We start from the raw sequence: 16404 nt of genomic DNA, 5'->3' as shown, positions 1-16404 counted from the left end.
TGGTGCCGCGTCGGGGACGGAGCGGTCCTGTGCCATGGCTCGCGTCCTTATCCGGGAAAGGCGAATCCGACCGGCCCCGGTGACCGGCCCCGATACAGGCCCAGGTAACCGAAGTTCCCCGAATCATCTCCCGGCAAGACCGCCCCTTGCCGCACTATGCCTCCTAAGACCGTGACGGCGGCGCGGAATGTGGTATATCCGGGCAGCGGTTCAGCCCGAGGAGAGTTCTTTGCCCGCCGATACCCGTGCTCTTGGCGCGCCGGCGCCCAGCGCGCCGGCCGATGCGTCTTCCAATGCGCCGCCCGGTCAGCCGCTGGTTGGCCAGCCGCTGGTTCTGGCCCTGCCCAAGGGACGCATCCTGAAGGAGCTGCGCCCGTTGCTCGCCCACGCCGGCATCGTGCCGGAAGCGGAGTTCGACAACGCGGACAGCCGGCTCCTGCGCTTTGCGACCAACGTTCCGAATCTCAGCATCATCCGCGTCCGGTCCTTCGACGTGGCGACCTTCGTCGCCTTCGGCGCCGCCCATCTCGGCGTGGCCGGCAACGACGTGCTGATGGAATTCGACTATCCGGAAATCTACGCGCCGCTCGACCTCGGCATCGGCAAGTGCCGCCTGTCGGTCGCCGAACCCGCCGAACTGGGTGAGAGCGACGATCCGTCGCGTTGGAGCCACGTCCGCGTCGCGACCAAATACCCGGAGGTCACCAGGAAGCACTTCGCGGCGCGCGGGGTGCAGGCGGAGTGCGTGAAGCTGAACGGCGCGATGGAACTTGCACCCACCCTCGGTCTGTGCCGCCGGATCGTGGATCTGGTGTCCACCGGTTCGACGCTGAAGGCGAACGGGCTGGTGGAGATCGAGCACATCGCCGACGTCACCTCCCGCCTCATCGTCAACCGCGCCGCCTTCAAGACGCGGCCCGAGGAAATTTCCGGCTGGATCGAACGCTTCCGGGAGGCTGTGAATGCCCGTCAGGCTTGATGCCCAGGACCCCCGCTTCGCCGAGGGTTTCGCCAAGGGTTTTGAGGGGCTTCTGCACGCCAAGCGCGAGACCAGCGAGGACGTGCAGGCCCTGGTCGCCGGGGTCATCGACGACGTGCGCAAGCGCGGCGACGCGGCGCTGATCGACTTCACCGCCCGCTGGGACCGCCAGACGCTGACCCCCGCCACGCTGCGCATCTCCCAGGAGGAGGTGGACGCGGCGGTCGGGAAATGCAGCGACGACCTGCTGCGCGCGCTCGACACCGCGGCGGAGCGGATCGAGAGCTTTCACCGGCTCCAGGTGCCGGAGACGACCGATTACCGCGACGCCCAGGGCGTGCGGCTGGGCGCCCGCTGGACGGCGGTCGGGGCCGCCGGCCTCTATGTGCCGGGCGGCACGGCGTCCTACCCAAGCTCCGTTCTGATGAACGCGCTGCCGGCCAAGGTGGCCGGGGTGGAGCGCATCGTCATGGTGGTGCCGACTCCGGACGGGGCGATCAACCCGCTGGTTCTGGCCGCCGCCAAGCGCTGCGGCATCACGGAGATCTACCGCATCGGCGGCGCCCAGGCCGTGGCGGCGCTGGCCTACGGCACGGAGACCATCGCCCCGGTGGACAAGATCGTCGGCCCCGGCAACGCCTTCGTCGCCGCCGCCAAGCGGCTGGTCTACGGCACCGTCGGCATCGACAGCATCGCCGGCCCGTCGGAAATCCTGGTGGTCGCCGACAACCGGAACGACCCGGCCTGGATCGCCATGGACCTGCTGTCGCAGGCGGAGCACGACACGTCGGCCCAGTCGATCCTGATCACCGATGATCCGGCCTTCGCCGACGCGGTGGCGGCGGCGGTGGACAAGCATCTGGAGACGCTGCCCCGCGCCGCCATCGCCGGGGAAAGCTGGCGGGAGCACGGCGCCATCGTCGTGGTGCGCGACCTGATGGCCGAGTCGCCGGCCCTGATCGACCGTCTGGCGCCGGAGCATCTGGAACTGGCGGTGGAGGACCCCGACGCGCTGGCGGCAAAGGTCCGCAACGCCGGGGCCATCTTCTTGGGCCGTTACACGCCCGAAGCCATCGGCGATTATGTCGCGGGTCCGAACCACGTCCTGCCGACGGCGCGCTCCGCGCGCTTCTCCTCCGGTCTGAACGTGCTGGATTTCATGAAGCGGACGACCTTCGTCGCCTGCGATGCGGACAGCGTGAAGGCGATCGGTCCGGCGGCGGTGATGCTGGCCCGGTCGGAAGGTCTGGACGCGCACGCGCTGTCGGTGGCGCTGCGCCTGCCGGGGGGAGGTCAGGGGTGAGCACGAAGGGCAACCGCCGCATCGTCCATGTGACGCTCGACGAGAAGACCGTGATCCGGCGCAAGCCGGAGGTGGAGCACGAGCGTGCGGTTGCCATCTTCGACCTGCTGGAGGACAACGAGTTCTTCCCCTGCGACCACGCGGACTGCGGCCCCTATCACCTGCATCTGTCGATCGAGGACAACCGGCTGGTCTTCGACGTCCGGCGCGACGACGACAGCGCGCTGGACAAGATCACGCTGCCGGTGACCGGCTTCCGGTCCATCGTCCGGGACTATTTCCTGATCTGCGAAAGCTACTATCAGGCGATCAAGCGCTCCACGCCCTCGCAGATCGAGGCGATCGACATGGGGCGCCGCGGCCTGCACAACGAAGGATCGGAGATGCTGCGCGAACGGCTGGCCGGCAAGGTGCAAATGGATCTCCAGACGGCGCGTCGGCTGTTCACGCTGATCTGCGTCCTTCACATCCGCGGCTGACGGGGCGGGGCGGCGCATGGCCCCGGTGCTGCAACCGCTCCCCGTGACGAGCGTGTTGTTCGCCTGCACCTACAACATGATCCGCTCGCCCATGGCGGCGGCGATCATGCGGCATTTCCATGGCACGCGCGTCTATGTCGATTCGGTCGGCGTGCGCGAGGGGGACGAGGTCGATCCCTTCGCCGTGGCGGTGATGGAGGAGATGGGAATCGACCTGTCCCGCCACCGCTGCCGCAGCTTCGAGGATCTGGAGGACACGAATTTCGATCTGATCGTGTCGCTGTCTCCCGAGGCGCAGCACCGCGCCATCGAAATGACCCGCACCATGGCCTGCGACGTCGAATTCTGGAACACCTTCGACCCGACGCTGGTCGACGGCAACCGCGAAGCCATGCTGGAGGCGTACCGCAAGGTGCGCGACGGGCTGCTGGGCAGGATCAAGGAGCGTTTTCCGCTGTCCCGCGGGCCTACGGTCTGACGATGTGGCGGTCTGAGGATGTGGCGGTCTGACGGTTCGGCGGCGCATCGCCTTTTCGATGGATTGGCGGGAAGGCCTTTTTCAAGGCTGGGTTGAGGTGCTATTGAGATGCATCAACGAGGCGAGAGCGCTCGCCCCTATAGTTTCTAGCGATCCTTGAGGGGGCCTCCGCCCGATGTCCGCCGGTTTGCCATCCCGTCTGTTCCGTGCCGCCGGCCTGCGGAGCCTCCGCCTGCGCCTCATGGGCGTCGTCCTGGCGTCCCTGGCCCTGCCCCTGGCCGGGGCGCTGTACTTCTTCGACCAGCAGCTCGACCAGCGCCTGAGCAGCGCCCGCGAACTGGCGCGGCACCTGACCGAAGATGGGGTGGAACGCCAGCGCGACCTGATCGGAGAGGCGCGGAACCTGCTGAGCGTTCTGGCGCTGGTCCCCGCGGTCCGCGATTCCAACCACGCCAACACCGACGCCTGCGTCGCCACGCTGGCGCCGATGCCCCGGCAGCACCGCTGGACCACCGGCGTGTGGGTGACCGACCCGAACGGCCTCATCATCTGCGACACGACGGGTCCCGGCTCCGGCATCAGCCTGCGCGAGCGCGAGTATTTCCAGCGGGCGCTGGACACCAAATCCTTCGTGCTGAGCGACGTGGTGATCGGAAAGCGGTCGGGAAAGCCGCTGATCCTGGCGGTGCAGCCGGTTCTGATGAACGGCGAGATCGAACGGGTCCTGGGCGTGGCCATCGATCTGGCCTGGCTGACCGATCTGGTGAAGGTGACGAAGCAGGACGACGCGCGCATCCTGGTGCTGGACCGCAACGGCGTGCTGATCGCGCGCCAGCCCGATCCGGAAGGCTGGGTCGGGCGCAGTCTGGCGGAGTTTCCGCACGTCAAGCGCATGCTGGCCGATGGCAGCGGCGTGTTCGAGGGCGAAAGCGCCGACGGGCTCAACCGGCTCTGGGCCTTCCGCCATTCCCCGGAAACCGACGTCGTCTTCGCCGTGGGCATGCCGACCGGACCGATCGTGGCGGACGCCCAGCGCGACCTGATGCGCGGGTTGGTCCTGCTCGGCATCGCCGGGCTGCTCAGCGTGGCGGCTCTATGGTCGCTCCTGCACGCCTCGGTCCTGCGCTGGATGCGCATCCTCAGCCAGGCGGCGACCCGGATCGGCGCCGGCGACGTCGGGACGGTGGTGGAGGCCCGCGGCGCGCCGGACGAGATCCGGCTGGTGGCGAACGCCTTCAACGACATGTCGGGCCGCCTGAAGCAGCGCGAGCACGACTTGCGCGCCGCCATGGAGGAGGCCCGCGCCGGCAGCCGCGCCAAGGAGGATTTCCTGGCGACCATGAGCCACGAGATCCGCACGCCCATGAACGGCGTGATCGGATTCGCGGACATGCTGCTGGAAACGCCGCTGACGGCGGAGCAGCGGCGCTACGCCACCCAGGTGCGGGAGGCGGGGCGGTCGCTGCTGACCGTCATCAACGACGTGCTGGACCTGTCGAAGCTGGAGGCGGGCAAGCTCGATCTCGTCCGCGTGCCCTTCCGGCTGGACGATCTGGCCGACCGTTGTCAGGCCATGGTGCGGCTGACCGCCGAACAGAAGGGGCTGGAGATGCACACCTCCGTCTCCGCGGCGGCGCGCGGCTATGTGCTGGGCGATCCCGACCGGGTGCGCCAGATCCTCCTGAACCTGCTCGGCAACGCGGTGAAGTTCACCGACGCGGGCAGCGTCCGCCTGACCGTCAAGGCCATGGGCGACGAAGGCGGGACGCGCCGCTACACCATCACGGTCAGCGACACCGGAATCGGCGTGCCCGAGGACCGCCAACGCGAGTTGTTCCAGCGATTCAGCCAGTTGGGCCGCGGGCGTGGCGGCACCGGGCTGGGGTTGGCGATCTGCCGCCGTCTGGTGGAACTGATGGGCGGGGAGATCGGCGTGGAAAGCCGCCCCGGAGTCGGCAGCACCTTCTGGTTCAGCCTGCCGCTTCAGCCCGCCAGCGCCCCGGAACTGGACGACCTCGACGGCGGGCTGTCGCATCACCACGAACCGGTCAGCCGCGGTGCGCGCATCCTGCTGGCGGAGGATCTGGCGATGAACCGCGATCTTGTCATCACCATGCTGACGCGGGCCGGGCATCATGTGGACGCGGTGCCGGACGGCGCCGCCGCCGTGGCCGCGGTGCAGGAGCGCGTCTACGACCTCGTCCTGATGGACGTCCAGATGCCGGTGATGGATGGGCTGGAGGCGACGCGGCGCATCCGGGCGCTTCCCGGCGCGCTGGGGGATATCCCGATCCTGGCCCTGTCGGCGGGTGTGCTGGCGGTGGAGGTGGAGCGCTGCCGGCAGGCCGGCATGGACGATCATCTGGCCAAGCCGCTGGAAAAGAGCCGCCTGCTGGCCGCCGTGGACCACTGGAACGGCGAGGGGCGGCGGACGGCCGTGGATTCCGCGGTCGTCGGCATGGCCGATTCGACGGGCGGCTGATCCCGGACGACGATTAAGTAAAATTAAAGGCTCTGTGCTAAAGTTGCGGTGAAGGGTTCCGCCGCGGCGGTTCCGGTTTGACGGTTCCGGTGTTCCATGAAGGTCGCGCTGCCTCCACTCGTCCCGATTCCCGAGCGCAAGCCGGATCTTCCGGCTCCGCCGCCGTCCGCCGGGACGGCGCCGGGCGGGTCGTTCCAGAGCGCGCTGGCCGAGTTCCAGCCGGTTCCCCGCGGGCGGCTGGCCAATGGGCAGAAAACCCCGCCCCTGCCGGGAACGAAGCCGGAGGCGCCCATCCAGCTCGCCGACGGAACGCGCGTTCCCTTCCCCGCCCGAAAGCCCGAAGCCGCCGCCGTGCCCGCCCAGCCGACGGTCGTCAGCGCCGCCCTGGCGAACAACCCCGCCGCCGGGCAGGTGGTCCTGGCGGCGCAGCAGGTCGCCGGCCTGTCGGGCCACAGCTTCACCGCCATCCTCGCCCAGGCGACCCAGGAAAGCGGGCTGGACCCGTCGGCCCGCAACCGGTCCAGCTCCGCCGCCGGGCCGTTCCAGTTCCTGGAGCGCACCTGGCTCGACCTGTTCCGCCGCCATGGCTCCGCCTACGGCCATGGGGAACTGGCGGGCGCGATCCAGAACCGCAACGGCATTCCGTCCGTCAAGGACCCGGCGGTGCGCCGCCAGATCCTGGCGCTGCGCCACGATGTGGACCTTTCCGCCGGCATGGCCGCGCGCTATCTGTCCGAAGGGCGGGACCGGCTGGAGGCCCGGCTGAAGCGCCCGGTGTCGGAGACGGAGAGCCGCATCGCCTATGTGCTGGGCGTGGGCGGTGCGGCCAAGCTGATCCGCGCCGCCGAGTCGTCGCCGAGGGCCGCCGCCGCGGAGCTTCTTCCCGCCGCGGCGCAGAGCAACCGCGGCCTGTTCTTCGACCGGGCGTCGGGCCGGGCGCTGACGGCGTCGGAAACCGTCGCGCGGCTGACGCGCCGGATGGAGACCGACCAGAAGGAGATGTTCGAGCGGATCGCGCAGGCCGCGGAACCGCGTGTCCGGCTGGACGGCGGCCCGTCGCCGCTCAGTTCTTTCCAGTCGGCGGCGCTCGGCGGCACCGCGGGCATGGACGCGGACGGCGCAGGAGAGTATGAGAACGGCGACGAGAGTTCGTTCGGCTGATCCGCCGCACGGCTCCGTTCTACCTGGAAGGCTTTGGCCAACCCCCGCGCCGGCGGTTCACCGCCCCCGGTGGAATCCCCCTTGACCGGGCGGCTTCGGGAGGTCAGTTATTGCCTCGAAACTGTTACGGACTTAAGGGGCTATGGCTAAGGAAGATCTGATCGAGTTCTCCGGAACCGTCGTCGAGCTGCTGCCGAACGCGATGTTCCGTGTGAAGCTCGACAATGAGCATGAAGTGCTGGCGCACACCTCCGGCAAGATGCGCAAGAACCGCATCCGCGTGCTGGCCGGTGACCGCGTCAACGTCGAGATGACGCCCTACGACCTGACCAAGGGCCGGATCACGTTCCGGTTCAAGTGATTGAGCCGGTTTCCTTCGTTGAACCGGTTCCTGCCGTCGGCCATCCTCCCCGCGTTATGAGCACCGAAACCACCCACCGGCTCGTGCTGGCGTCCGCCTCGCCCCGCCGGCTCGACCTGTTGCGCCAGATCGGCGTGGTGCCCGACGCGGTCGATCCCGCAGACATCGACGAATCGCCTCTGCCGCGGGAGCTTCCGCCCCAGCACGCGCTGCGTCTGGCCGGCGAGAAGGCCGCCGCCGTGGCCGCGCGTCACCCCGGCGCCTTCGTGCTGGCCGCCGACACGGTGGTCGCCTGCGGCCGCCGCATCCTGCCCAAGGCGGAGGAGGAAAAGCAGGCCCGCGCCTGCCTCGGCCTGCTGTCCGGGCGGCGGCACCGGGTGTTCGGCGGAGTCGTTCTGCTTTCTCCGGCAGGGGAGGGGCCGGAAGGTGAAGGGAAGGCGCCGCGCCGGTCGGAACGGCTGGTGCGCACCGACGTGACCTTCAAGTCGCTGTCCCACGAGGAGACGGCAACCTACCTCGCCTCCGGCGAATGGCAGGGCAAGGCCGGCGGCTACGCGATCCAGGGCCGGGCGGCGGCCCATGTGCGCTGGATCGGCGGCTCCTACAGCAACGTCGTCGGGCTGCCGCTCTTCGAGGTGGCGGCCTTGCTGCGCGGCGCGGGGTTCCCGTTGCCGTGAGCGGCGCATCGGCCGGCGCCGAACTGGAAATCCTCGTGGACCGGGACGGTCCGCTGACGCGGGCTGCCGTGCTGACCGGCGGACGGCTGACCGACCTCTACATCGACCATGCGGAGCGCCCGTCCCTTCTGGGCCATGTGTTCCTGGGCCGGGTGGAGCGCATCGCGACGGGGCTGGACGGCGCCTTCGTCGATCTCGGCACCGGCAAGTCGGGCCTGCTCTCCGCTCTCGATGCCCGGGGGCCGAAGGGGCGCCCGAAGGCCAAGGGCGAGCGCATCGGCAATCTGCTGCGCACCGGCCAGACCGTGCTGGTGCAGGTGAAGGCCGACGCCACCGGGGCCAAGGGGCCGACCCTGACCATGGACATCACCCTGCCGGGCCGCTTCCTGGTGCACGCGCCGCTGGGGCGCGACGTGGCGGTGTCGAAGCGGCTGGGCAGCGGGCCGGAGCGCGCCGATCTGGCCCGCCGCGTTCAGGACGTCGCGACCGGGGCCGGCTGGATCGTCCGGGCTGGCGCCGCCACGGCGCCGGACGGCCTTCTGGCCGCCGAATCGGACGCGCTGCATCTGGCGTGGCGGCAAATCCGCGACGCGGCGGAGCGGGGCGGCGGGCCGTCCCTGTTGCTGTCCGGTCCCGACGCGCCGCGCCGCGCGCTGATCGAGCATGGAGCGGCCCGCCCGTCGCGGATCACCGTGGACGACGCGGCGCTGGCCCGCGATCTCGCCGCCTGGTGCGCCGACCGCGCGCCGGATCTGGAGGAGCGGGTGGAGCCGTTCGACGCCCGGCGCCTCGCCGCGCCGTCGGACGGACGGCAGCGGCTGTTCGACCTGCGGGACCTCGACGCTGAAATCGAAACGCTGCTCGGCACGCGGGTGCCGCTGTCCGGCGGCGGGTCGCTGGTGATCGAGCGGACAGAGGCCATGACGGTCGTGGACGTCAACGCGGGGGAACGCGGCAACCCCCTGGACGTCAATCTGGAAGCGGCGGCGGAAATCGCCCGGCAACTGCGCCTGCGCAACGCCGGGGGAATCGTCGTCGTGGATTTCGTCAACATGCGCAACCGCGGCGACTCCGAACGGCTGCTGAACGCCCTGTCCCGCGCGGTCGAGGACGACCCGGCCCAGACGCAGGTCTACGGCCTGTCCAAGCTGGGACTCGTGGAGATGACCCGCGCGCGGCGCGGCACGGCCCTGGTGGATCTGTTGAAGGCCGACCAGATAAGAGCCGACCGTGCCGCCGCGGCGGAGGGATGAGCGATGAACGACAACCGTAAACCCGCTGGCCGTAAACCCGACAACAAGTCCTGCCCGATTTGCGGGCGTCCGGCGGTGGAAGAAACCAAACCCTTCTGTTCCAAACGCTGCGCCGACGTGGATTTGTCGCGCTGGCTGGGCGGTGTCTACCGCATCGAAAGCCCCGACCGCCCGGACGCGGAGGAGGCGGACGAGCGGGAGTGAAGCGCCGAGAAATTTGTGCATTTTAGGGCTGGACAGGCCCGGCGAATTTGCCTACAAAGCGCGCCTCGACGCGCCGCGGTTCCAACCGCGGCCCCGGTGCCCAGGTAGCTCAGTTGGTAGAGCAGGGGACTGAAAATCCCCGTGTCGGCGGTTCGACTCCGTCCCTGGGCACCACCTTCTCTCTGAAGAAGCCGTGGTGTTCGAACGCTCCGTCAATCGCGGGGCGTTTTTTCATTTTCGGTGCCGTTTCGCACGCCCCGCCCCCTTGCGCGCACAAGGCGGTGGCGTTCACGCGACGGCGACTTTATCGTGCGCTCCGCAAGGCTCCGGCGCGGATGGCGGGATGATCGATCGGCGGACAAGCGCGTTTCTGGCGGATTTCCTCTCCAAACCGGGCGGCGACCCGGACCGGCTCGACCGTTTCCTGCTGCACGGCCCCTACCGGGCGCGGCGCGGGGGCAGGCCCCGGCTGAAGCTGGCCTTCCACGATTTCTGGCCGGAATTCGACAAGGGCACGAACTTCTTCATCGAGATCCTGTCCAGCCGATTCGACCTATCGGTGGTGGAGGACGACAGCGACCTTGCCATCGTGTCGGTCTTCGGCGGGCGGCACCGGGAGGCGCGCAGCCGCCGCAGCCTGTTCTTCACCGGGGAGAATGTGCGCCCGCCGCTGGACGGCTTCGACATGGCGGTGTCCTTCGACCGGATCGACGACCCGCGCCATTTCCGCCTGCCGCTCTACGTCATGCACGCCTACGAGCACATGCGGGAGGGGGCGGTGCCCCACTTCTGTTCGCCGGTCCTGCCGCCCGTGCCGCCGACGCGGGCGGAGTTCGCGGAGCGCAAATTCTGCGCCTTCCTCTACAAGAACCCGAACGGGGAGCGCCGCAACCGTTTCTTCCCGGCGCTGGACGGACGGCGGCGCGTCGATTCGGTGGGCTGGCACCTGAACAACACGGGCAATGTGGTGAAGATGGGTTGGCTGGCGAAGATCCGCGTCTTCGAACGCTACCGCTTCGCCTTCGCCTTCGAGAACGCCAGCCACCCCGGCTATCTGACGGAGAAGATCCTGGACGTGTTCCAGGCCGGGGCGGTGCCGCTCTATTGGGGCGATCCGGACCTGACGCGCGAGGTCGCGGCGGGCAGCTTCATCGACGTGTCGCGCTTCGCCACGGACGAGGAGGCGGTGGAGCACATCCTGGCGGTGGACGACGACCATGACGCCTACTGCGCCCACCGCGCCGTGCCGCCCTTCCTGGGGACGGAGGAGTTCCATTTCGACGCCTACCGCCTCGCCGACTGGATCGAAAGCCGGTTGTAGGGGCTGGATGAGGGGCATGTGATGGCGCGGGTGCTTTTGAATTACGCGGACGGGGCCTTTCTGGAGGCTCAGAAACGCAACGCCCGGAGCGGGCTGGAGATCGGCGGCTTCGATTCCGTGGCCATGCTGGGGCGCGGCCACATCGATCCGGCCTTCGTCGAGCGCAACCGCTTCATCCTCGACCAGCCGCGCGGGGCGGGCTACTGGCTCTGGAAGCCCTGGGCCATCTGGACGCTGTTGCGCGACCATCTGAAGGACGGCGACGTTCTGTTCTACTGCGACAGCGGCGCCCATTTCGTGCACCGCGCCGACCCGGTGATCGAGCTGTGCCGGGAGCGGCGCGACCTGCCCATCCTGCTGTTCACGCTTCAGGACGAACACCGCAACCGCGCCTGGACGAAGCGCGACTGCTTCCATTTCATGCGGCTGGACCGGCCTGAATACACCGACGCCACCCAGATCCTGGCGAGTTTCATCGTCTGCGAACGGACGCCGGAGACCATCGCCTTCGTCTCCGAATGGCTGCGCTTCGCCCAGGACGAGCGCATCCTCACCGACGCGCCGAACGAATGCGGGAAGCCCAACTACCCGGAGTTCCGCGACCACCGGCACGACCAGAGCATCCTCAGCCTGCTGGCCCGCCGCCGCGGGGTGTCCACGATCCCCGACATCTCGCAATGGGGCGACGACCGGCGCCCGGCGGAGATCCCGCGAATCCTGATGCACACGCGCTGGCGGGAGTGACCGGAGTGATGGACACTGACGACACCGCCGAACGGGCCGCCGCGCTGCACCGGCAGGCGGTCGCCGCCCAGCGCGAGGGCCGCGTGAGGGAGGCCGTCGCGCTGTTCCAGCAGTCGCTGGCGCTGCGAAAGGACGCGGAGGTCTATCTGGATTTCGGCGCTCTGCTGGCGGGGCTGTCGCAATGGGCTCCGGCGGGGGCGGTCTATGCGGCGGCGCTGAAGCTGGCGCCCGGCTCTCCCGACGCGCATTACGGGGTGGCGCTGTCGCACCATTCCCAGGGCCGTCCGGCGGAGGCCGAACCGCACTACCGCGCCGTGCTGGCGGCCTGCCCCGGTCTGGGCGAGGTGTGGAACAATCTGGGAGTCGCGCTTCAGGAGCAGGGCCGCCCCGGCGAGGCGGAAGGGGCTTACCGCGAGTCCCTGCGCCACCGGCCCGGTGACGCCGGAACCTGGAAGAACCTGGGGGTCGCGCTGGAGGGGCTGGGCCGCGCCGCGGAAGCCGCCGCGGCCTACCGCGAGGCGCTCGCCCGCGATCCGGAGCATGCGGTTTCCCTGAACAACCTCGGCGGCCTCGCCCTGGCCGATGGGCGGCAGGAGGAGGCCGTGGCGGCGGGCCGCCGCATGGCGGCGCTGAACCCGGCGGACCGGCACGCCTGGATGCTGCTGGGCAACGCTGCCCACGCGGAGCGCCGCTGGGACGTGGCGGTGCGGGCGAACACGATGGCGGTCCGGCTGGCGCCGGACGATCCCGGCCCGCGCAACAACCTCGCCAACGCGCTGGCCGACTCCGGACGGCGGGAGGAGGCGGTGGCGGAGTACCGGGCGGTGCTGGCCCTTCGGCCCGATTTCCCGGTGGCCGAAATCAATCTGGCGGAAGCGTTGCGCAGCCTGCGCGGTCTGCCGGATCTCGCAGAGGCCGAGGCGGTGCTGTGCGGGCTGACCGGGCGCCATCCGCAGAACGCCACGGCATGGCGGGTTCTGGGGCTGGTGCGGATGGACGCCTTCCGTCCGCGGGCCGCGCTCGACGCGCTGCGCCGCGCGGTGGCGCTGGCTCCGGGGGACGGTGCGGGCTGGCAGGATCTGGGATCGGCCGCGACCCTGACCGACCGGGTCGCGCTGTCCATCGCCGCCCTTCGCCGCCGGCTGCGGCTGGAACCCGGGCACGCGCCGGCGCTTGCTCAACTGGTGCAGCAGCAGAAGCGCCTGTGCGACTGGCGGGACCTGGAGGAGCGGGAAGCCCGGCTGGTGGAGCGGCTGCGCGGCGGAGCGGAAGGCATTCCGCCGTTCGGAATTCTGTCCGCACCGGCCACCCTGGCCGACCAGCGCATGGCGGCGGAGCGCTGGGCGCGGCAGAAGGCGCGCGGGGTGCCGGCGGTGGCGCGCCCCGGCCCTTGCGGGGACGGACGGCTTCGGATCGGCTACCTGTCGGCGGATTTCCGCGAGCACGCGGTGGCCCATCTGGTGGCCGAAACGCTGGAACGGCACGACCGCACGCGCTTCGCCGTCACCGCCTATTCCATGGGCGCCGATGACGGAAGCCCCATGCGGCGGCGGCTGATGGGCGCGGTGGAGCGCTTCGTGGATGTCCGGGACCGCTCCGATGCCGATGCCGCACGGATCATCGCGGCGGACGGCATCGACATCCTGGTGGACTTGCAGGCCTATACGGTCTTCGCCCGCACGCCGATCCTGGCGGCGCGGCCCGCCCCGGTGCAGGTGAACTGGCTGGGTTATCCCGGCACCATGGGGGCGGACTTCATCGACGCGATCCTGGCCGATGCCGTGACGATCCCGCCGGGGGAGGAAGGCTTCTACAGCGAGGCGGTGGTGCGGCTTCCCCACTGCTATCAGCCCAACGACCGCCACCGGGCCATCGCGGAGCGCACCCCGACGCGCGCCGAATGCGGTCTGCCGGAGGACGGGTTCGTCTTCTGCTGCTTCAACAGCCCCTACAAGCTGACGCCCGCCCTGTTCGACGTCTGGGCGCGGCTGCTGCGCGCGGTTCCCGGAAGCGTGCTGTGGCTGTTCGCGGGCGATCCGCTGGTGGCCGCGAACCTGCGGCGGGAGGCGGAGCGTCGCGGCGTCGCGGCGGACCGCCTCGTCTTCGCGCCGCCGCGGCCCCAGCCCGAGCATCTGGCCCGGCACCGGCTGGCCGGGCTGTTCCTCGACACGCTGCCCTACAACGCCCACACCACGGCCAGCGACGCGCTGTGGGCCGGTCTGCCGGTGGTGACCTGCCGAGGCCCGACCTTCGCCGGGCGGGTGGCGGCCAGCCTTCTCAAGACGGTGGGCCTGCCGGAGTTGGTGACGGAGTCGCTGGAGGCGTACGAGGCGCTGGCCCTGGATCTCGCCCGCGACCCGGAGCGGCTGGCGGACCTGCGGGCGCGGCTGGCGGCGGCGCGGGCGACCAGCCCGCTGTTCGACGCGGACCGCTTCGCCCGTGATCTGGAAGACGCCTACCGGACCATCTGGCAGCACTTCGGACCCGCAGGAGGCGCGCGATGACGACCACGGACCGGCGGCTTCACATCGTCGTGCCCTACCGCGACCGCGAGGCTCATTTGAGGGAATTCGTGCCGCGGGTCGGCGCTTACTTCGCAACGCTCCCCGATCCCATCGACTACCGCGTCACCATCGTGGAGCAGGAGTCCGGGCTGCCCTTCAACCGGGGCGCCGTCAAGAATGTCGGCTTCCTGCTGGGCGAGGCGGAGAGCGGCTACACCTGCCTGCACGACATCGACTATCTGCCCATCGACGCCGATTACTCCTGGGTGGACCGCCCGACCCCCATCCTGTCCTTCGGGGCGGAGAAGCGCCCGGTGGCTCCGGGCCGTTCGGAGCAGACGGTCACCACCGATCTGGAGAGCACCATGGGCGGCGTTCTGCTGATGCCCAACGAGGTGTTCCGGCGGATCGACGGCTACTCCAACGCCTATTGGGGCTGGGGTTACGAGGATTTCGACCTGTCGCTGCGCATCCGCTCCCGCCGCATCCCGACCGAGCGGCGGCCCGGACGGTTCGAACCGTTGGACCACGACAACGAGGGCTTCAACCCCGATGCCTCGGCCTCGGCCATCGCGCGGGTGAACAAGCGGGTGTTCCAGACCAACTGGTCCGGCGGGTCGATCCCGGAGGAAGACGGACTCTCCACCCTGTCCTTCGAAATTCTCGACCGCCGCCCCTGCGACGGCGCGCCTCCCGGCGCCGACGGGCGGTGGGAGATCGTCCGGGTGCGGCTGACCCTGGCGCCCTTGCCCGGCCAGTTGGCGGCCTTCAGGGCGCGCTGAGGCTGTTACCTTTCGGGGGCACCCGCGCATCTGCGGGAAGACACCGGCGCGTCCGCTTGGCTATAGTGCGGCGCCCGCGGCGGCGCTCGACCCCCGGAAAGACCCACGGAACGACCCCGCGAAACGACGAAGCGGAACGGACATGACCAGCCACGAAGACGTCTTCGACGCGCCGGAGACGCGGCAGCCGACCATTCTGGCGGTGTACAACCAGAAGGGCGGCGTCGGCAAGACGACCACCTCGGTGAACCTCGCCCTGGCGCTGGCCGCGCTGGGCAAGAGCGTCGTCCTGATCGACTTCGATCCGCAGAGCAGCGCCACCAGCAACTTCCTGCTGCGGGAGAAGGCGCGCGTCGGCATCAACGACCTGCTGAGCCAGGACACCTTCGTCGAGGATGCCATCACGCCGACCAGCTTCGACGGGCTGTCGATGATCGTCGGGGCGCGGAAGCTCTATTCGCTCGAACACGCGCTGGACGCGCGCGGCGGGTCTCAGCGGGGCCTGCGCAAGGCGCTGCACTTCTCGCGCAACCCGCCCGATTACGTGGTGATCGACTGTCCGCCGGCGCTGGGCCACCTGGCGGCGGGCGCGCTGGCGGCCTCGGACCGGCTGGTGCTTCCGGTTTTTCCGGGGCGCTACGCGCTGGACGGGCTGAAGCGCACCCTGTCGGTGGTGGAGCACATCCAGAAGGGCATGAATCCCAACCTGACGGTGGCCGGCATCCTGATGCTGTCGATCACCAACGACGAGGTCGGGCGCGAATCGCTGACCATGCTGCGCTCCGAGTTTCCGGATCTGATGTTCCGCACGGCGGTGCCCTACGACGTGGACGTGGTGAAGGCGACCTACCGCCGGATGCCCGCCGCGATCTTCAGCCCGGAGGGGCGGACGACCACGCGCTTCCTGGCGCTGGGCTGGGAGATCGTCCATGGCCGGGGCGCCGCCCCGACCGACGAGCAGTTGAAGCCGGCGCAGGACCGCATCCGCGCGTGGCACGCCGACACCGACGCCTCCTACAGCGCCCGCCGTGCGGCGGCACCGGATGAGGGCGACGAGTCCACGGGCGGCGGCAACGGGCGAGGCGCGTCGGCGGAATCGCCCAAAGGCGGGTCCGGGCGGTCGCTGGTCGCGGCGGCGGTCGGGCTGATCGTCGGCTTCGCGCTGGGGGCGCTGTTCGGCCAGCCGCTTCTGGGAGGGGTCCTGGCGGGGCTCGGCGGCTAGGCTACAGCACCGCCTTGCGGGCGGAGAGCAGGATGCTGGTCTCGGTGGAGGCGATGCCGGCGATCTGCCGGACGCGGCGCAGCGTGTCGTCGAACGCTTCCAGCGACTCCGTTTCGATTTCAGCGACGACGTCCCAGCGCCCGTTGGTCGTGTAGACCGTCCGCACCTCCGGGAAACCGTGCAGCCGGGCGATGACCGCCTCGGCGGCGCGGCCCTCCACCTCGATCATCGTGATGGCCCGGATCATGGCGGGCCGCAGATCCTTGCGCAGCAGCACCGTGAAGCCGGCGATGACCCCGCTGTCCACCAGACGGTCGATGCGGGCGCGCACGGTCGCGCGCGACACCTTCAGCGCGGCGGCAAGCCCGGCGACGGGCTGGCGCGCGTCGGCGCGCAGCAGCCCCAAAAGGCGGTGGTCCAGGTCGTCCATGCCAAAATGATAAGTCAGGCTTCG

16 protein-coding genes and 1 tRNA gene are annotated in these 16404 nt (G+C 69.9%); 16 read left to right on the top strand and 1 reads right to left on the bottom strand.

Annotated elements, in window-relative coordinates; genetic code table 11:
- The first annotated feature begins 229 nt into the window (after nucleotides 1–229).
- The 16 genes from hisG (at nucleotide 230) to DS843_RS07615 (ending at nucleotide 15950) form a co-directional block, all read left to right on the top strand.
- A complete protein-coding gene (hisG, locus tag DS843_RS07690) occupies nucleotides 230–979 on the top strand; it encodes an ATP phosphoribosyltransferase (protein ID WP_475849058.1) in 750 nt (249 codons plus the stop codon).
- Nucleotides 963–2282 (top strand): histidinol dehydrogenase, encoded by a 1320-nt coding sequence (hisD, locus tag DS843_RS07685; RefSeq protein ID WP_149468296.1) that lies wholly within the window; start codon nucleotides 963–965, stop codon nucleotides 2280–2282. Before hisG ends, hisD begins: the two co-directional genes overlap by 17 nt.
- The gene (locus DS843_RS07680; RefSeq protein ID WP_149468295.1) at nucleotides 2279–2761 is read left to right on the top strand and encodes a UPF0262 family protein; all 483 of its coding nucleotides are present in this window, start codon (nucleotides 2279–2281) and stop codon (nucleotides 2759–2761) included. Before hisD ends, DS843_RS07680 begins: the two co-directional genes overlap by 4 nt.
- Nucleotides 2762–2804: 43 nt before the next feature.
- Nucleotides 2805–3239, top strand: a complete 435-nt coding sequence (locus DS843_RS07675) for an arsenate reductase/protein-tyrosine-phosphatase family protein (protein ID WP_475849057.1) — start codon at nucleotides 2805–2807, stop codon at nucleotides 3237–3239.
- Between the two features lie 175 nt (nucleotides 3240–3414).
- Nucleotides 3415–5721 carry a hybrid sensor histidine kinase/response regulator gene (locus tag DS843_RS07670; protein ID WP_149468294.1) on the top strand — a complete coding sequence of 769 codons (2307 nt, stop codon included), beginning with the start codon at nucleotides 3415–3417 and terminating at the stop codon, nucleotides 5719–5721.
- Nucleotides 5722–5817: 96 nt separating this feature from the next.
- The gene (locus DS843_RS07665; RefSeq protein ID WP_149468293.1) at nucleotides 5818–6882 is read left to right on the top strand and encodes a lysozyme family protein; all 1065 of its coding nucleotides are present in this window, start codon (nucleotides 5818–5820) and stop codon (nucleotides 6880–6882) included.
- A 142-nt stretch (nucleotides 6883–7024) separates the two neighbouring features.
- Complete coding sequence (gene infA, locus DS843_RS07660) at nucleotides 7025–7243, top strand: translation initiation factor IF-1 (protein ID WP_014198195.1); 219 nt, start codon at nucleotides 7025–7027, stop codon at nucleotides 7241–7243.
- A 56-nt stretch (nucleotides 7244–7299) separates the two neighbouring features.
- The gene (locus tag DS843_RS07655; RefSeq protein ID WP_149468292.1) at nucleotides 7300–7920 is read left to right on the top strand and encodes a Maf family protein; all 621 of its coding nucleotides are present in this window, start codon (nucleotides 7300–7302) and stop codon (nucleotides 7918–7920) included.
- Complete coding sequence (locus DS843_RS07650) at nucleotides 7917–9173, top strand: ribonuclease E/G (protein WP_149468291.1); 1257 nt, start codon at nucleotides 7917–7919, stop codon at nucleotides 9171–9173. Before DS843_RS07655 ends, DS843_RS07650 begins: the two co-directional genes overlap by 4 nt.
- Nucleotides 9174–9176: 3 nt before the next feature.
- Complete coding sequence (yacG, locus tag DS843_RS07645; protein ID WP_149468290.1) at nucleotides 9177–9377, top strand: DNA gyrase inhibitor YacG; 201 nt, start codon at nucleotides 9177–9179, stop codon at nucleotides 9375–9377.
- 98 nt (nucleotides 9378–9475) lie between these two features.
- A tRNA-Phe gene (locus DS843_RS07640) sits at nucleotides 9476–9551 on the top strand.
- 169 nt (nucleotides 9552–9720) lie between these two features.
- Entirely contained in the window at nucleotides 9721–10698 is a 978-nt protein-coding gene (locus tag DS843_RS07635; protein ID WP_149468289.1) for a glycosyltransferase family 10 domain-containing protein, read from the top strand.
- A 21-nt stretch (nucleotides 10699–10719) separates the two neighbouring features.
- Nucleotides 10720–11442 (top strand): hypothetical protein, encoded by a 723-nt coding sequence (locus DS843_RS07630; RefSeq protein ID WP_149468288.1) that lies wholly within the window; start codon nucleotides 10720–10722, stop codon nucleotides 11440–11442.
- Between the two features lie 8 nt (nucleotides 11443–11450).
- Nucleotides 11451–13946 (top strand): tetratricopeptide repeat protein, encoded by a 2496-nt coding sequence (locus DS843_RS07625; protein ID WP_149468287.1) that lies wholly within the window; start codon nucleotides 11451–11453, stop codon nucleotides 13944–13946.
- Nucleotides 13943–14728 (top strand): galactosyltransferase-related protein, encoded by a 786-nt coding sequence (locus DS843_RS07620; protein WP_149468286.1) that lies wholly within the window; start codon nucleotides 13943–13945, stop codon nucleotides 14726–14728. The genes DS843_RS07625 and DS843_RS07620 overlap by 4 nt, the downstream gene beginning before the upstream one ends.
- 142 nt (nucleotides 14729–14870) lie before the next feature.
- The gene (locus DS843_RS07615; RefSeq protein ID WP_149468285.1) at nucleotides 14871–15950 is read left to right on the top strand and encodes a ParA family protein; all 1080 of its coding nucleotides are present in this window, start codon (nucleotides 14871–14873) and stop codon (nucleotides 15948–15950) included.
- A 1-nt stretch (nucleotide 15951) separates the two neighbouring features.
- Here the strand turns inward: DS843_RS07615 and DS843_RS07610 are convergent, their stop codons facing one another.
- Nucleotides 15952–16380 carry an Lrp/AsnC family transcriptional regulator gene (locus DS843_RS07610; RefSeq protein WP_149468284.1) on the bottom strand — a complete coding sequence of 143 codons (429 nt, stop codon included), beginning with the start codon at nucleotides 16378–16380 and terminating at the stop codon, nucleotides 15952–15954.
- Nucleotides 16381–16404 lie beyond the last annotated feature (24 nt).

This window comes from Roseomonas genomospecies 6 (assembly GCF_008365375.1).
Lineage (GTDB): Bacteria > Pseudomonadota > Alphaproteobacteria > Azospirillales > Azospirillaceae > Azospirillum.
The sequence above is the reverse complement of the archived record's forward strand: the minus strand, read 5'-3'. Positions and strand labels throughout refer to the sequence as shown.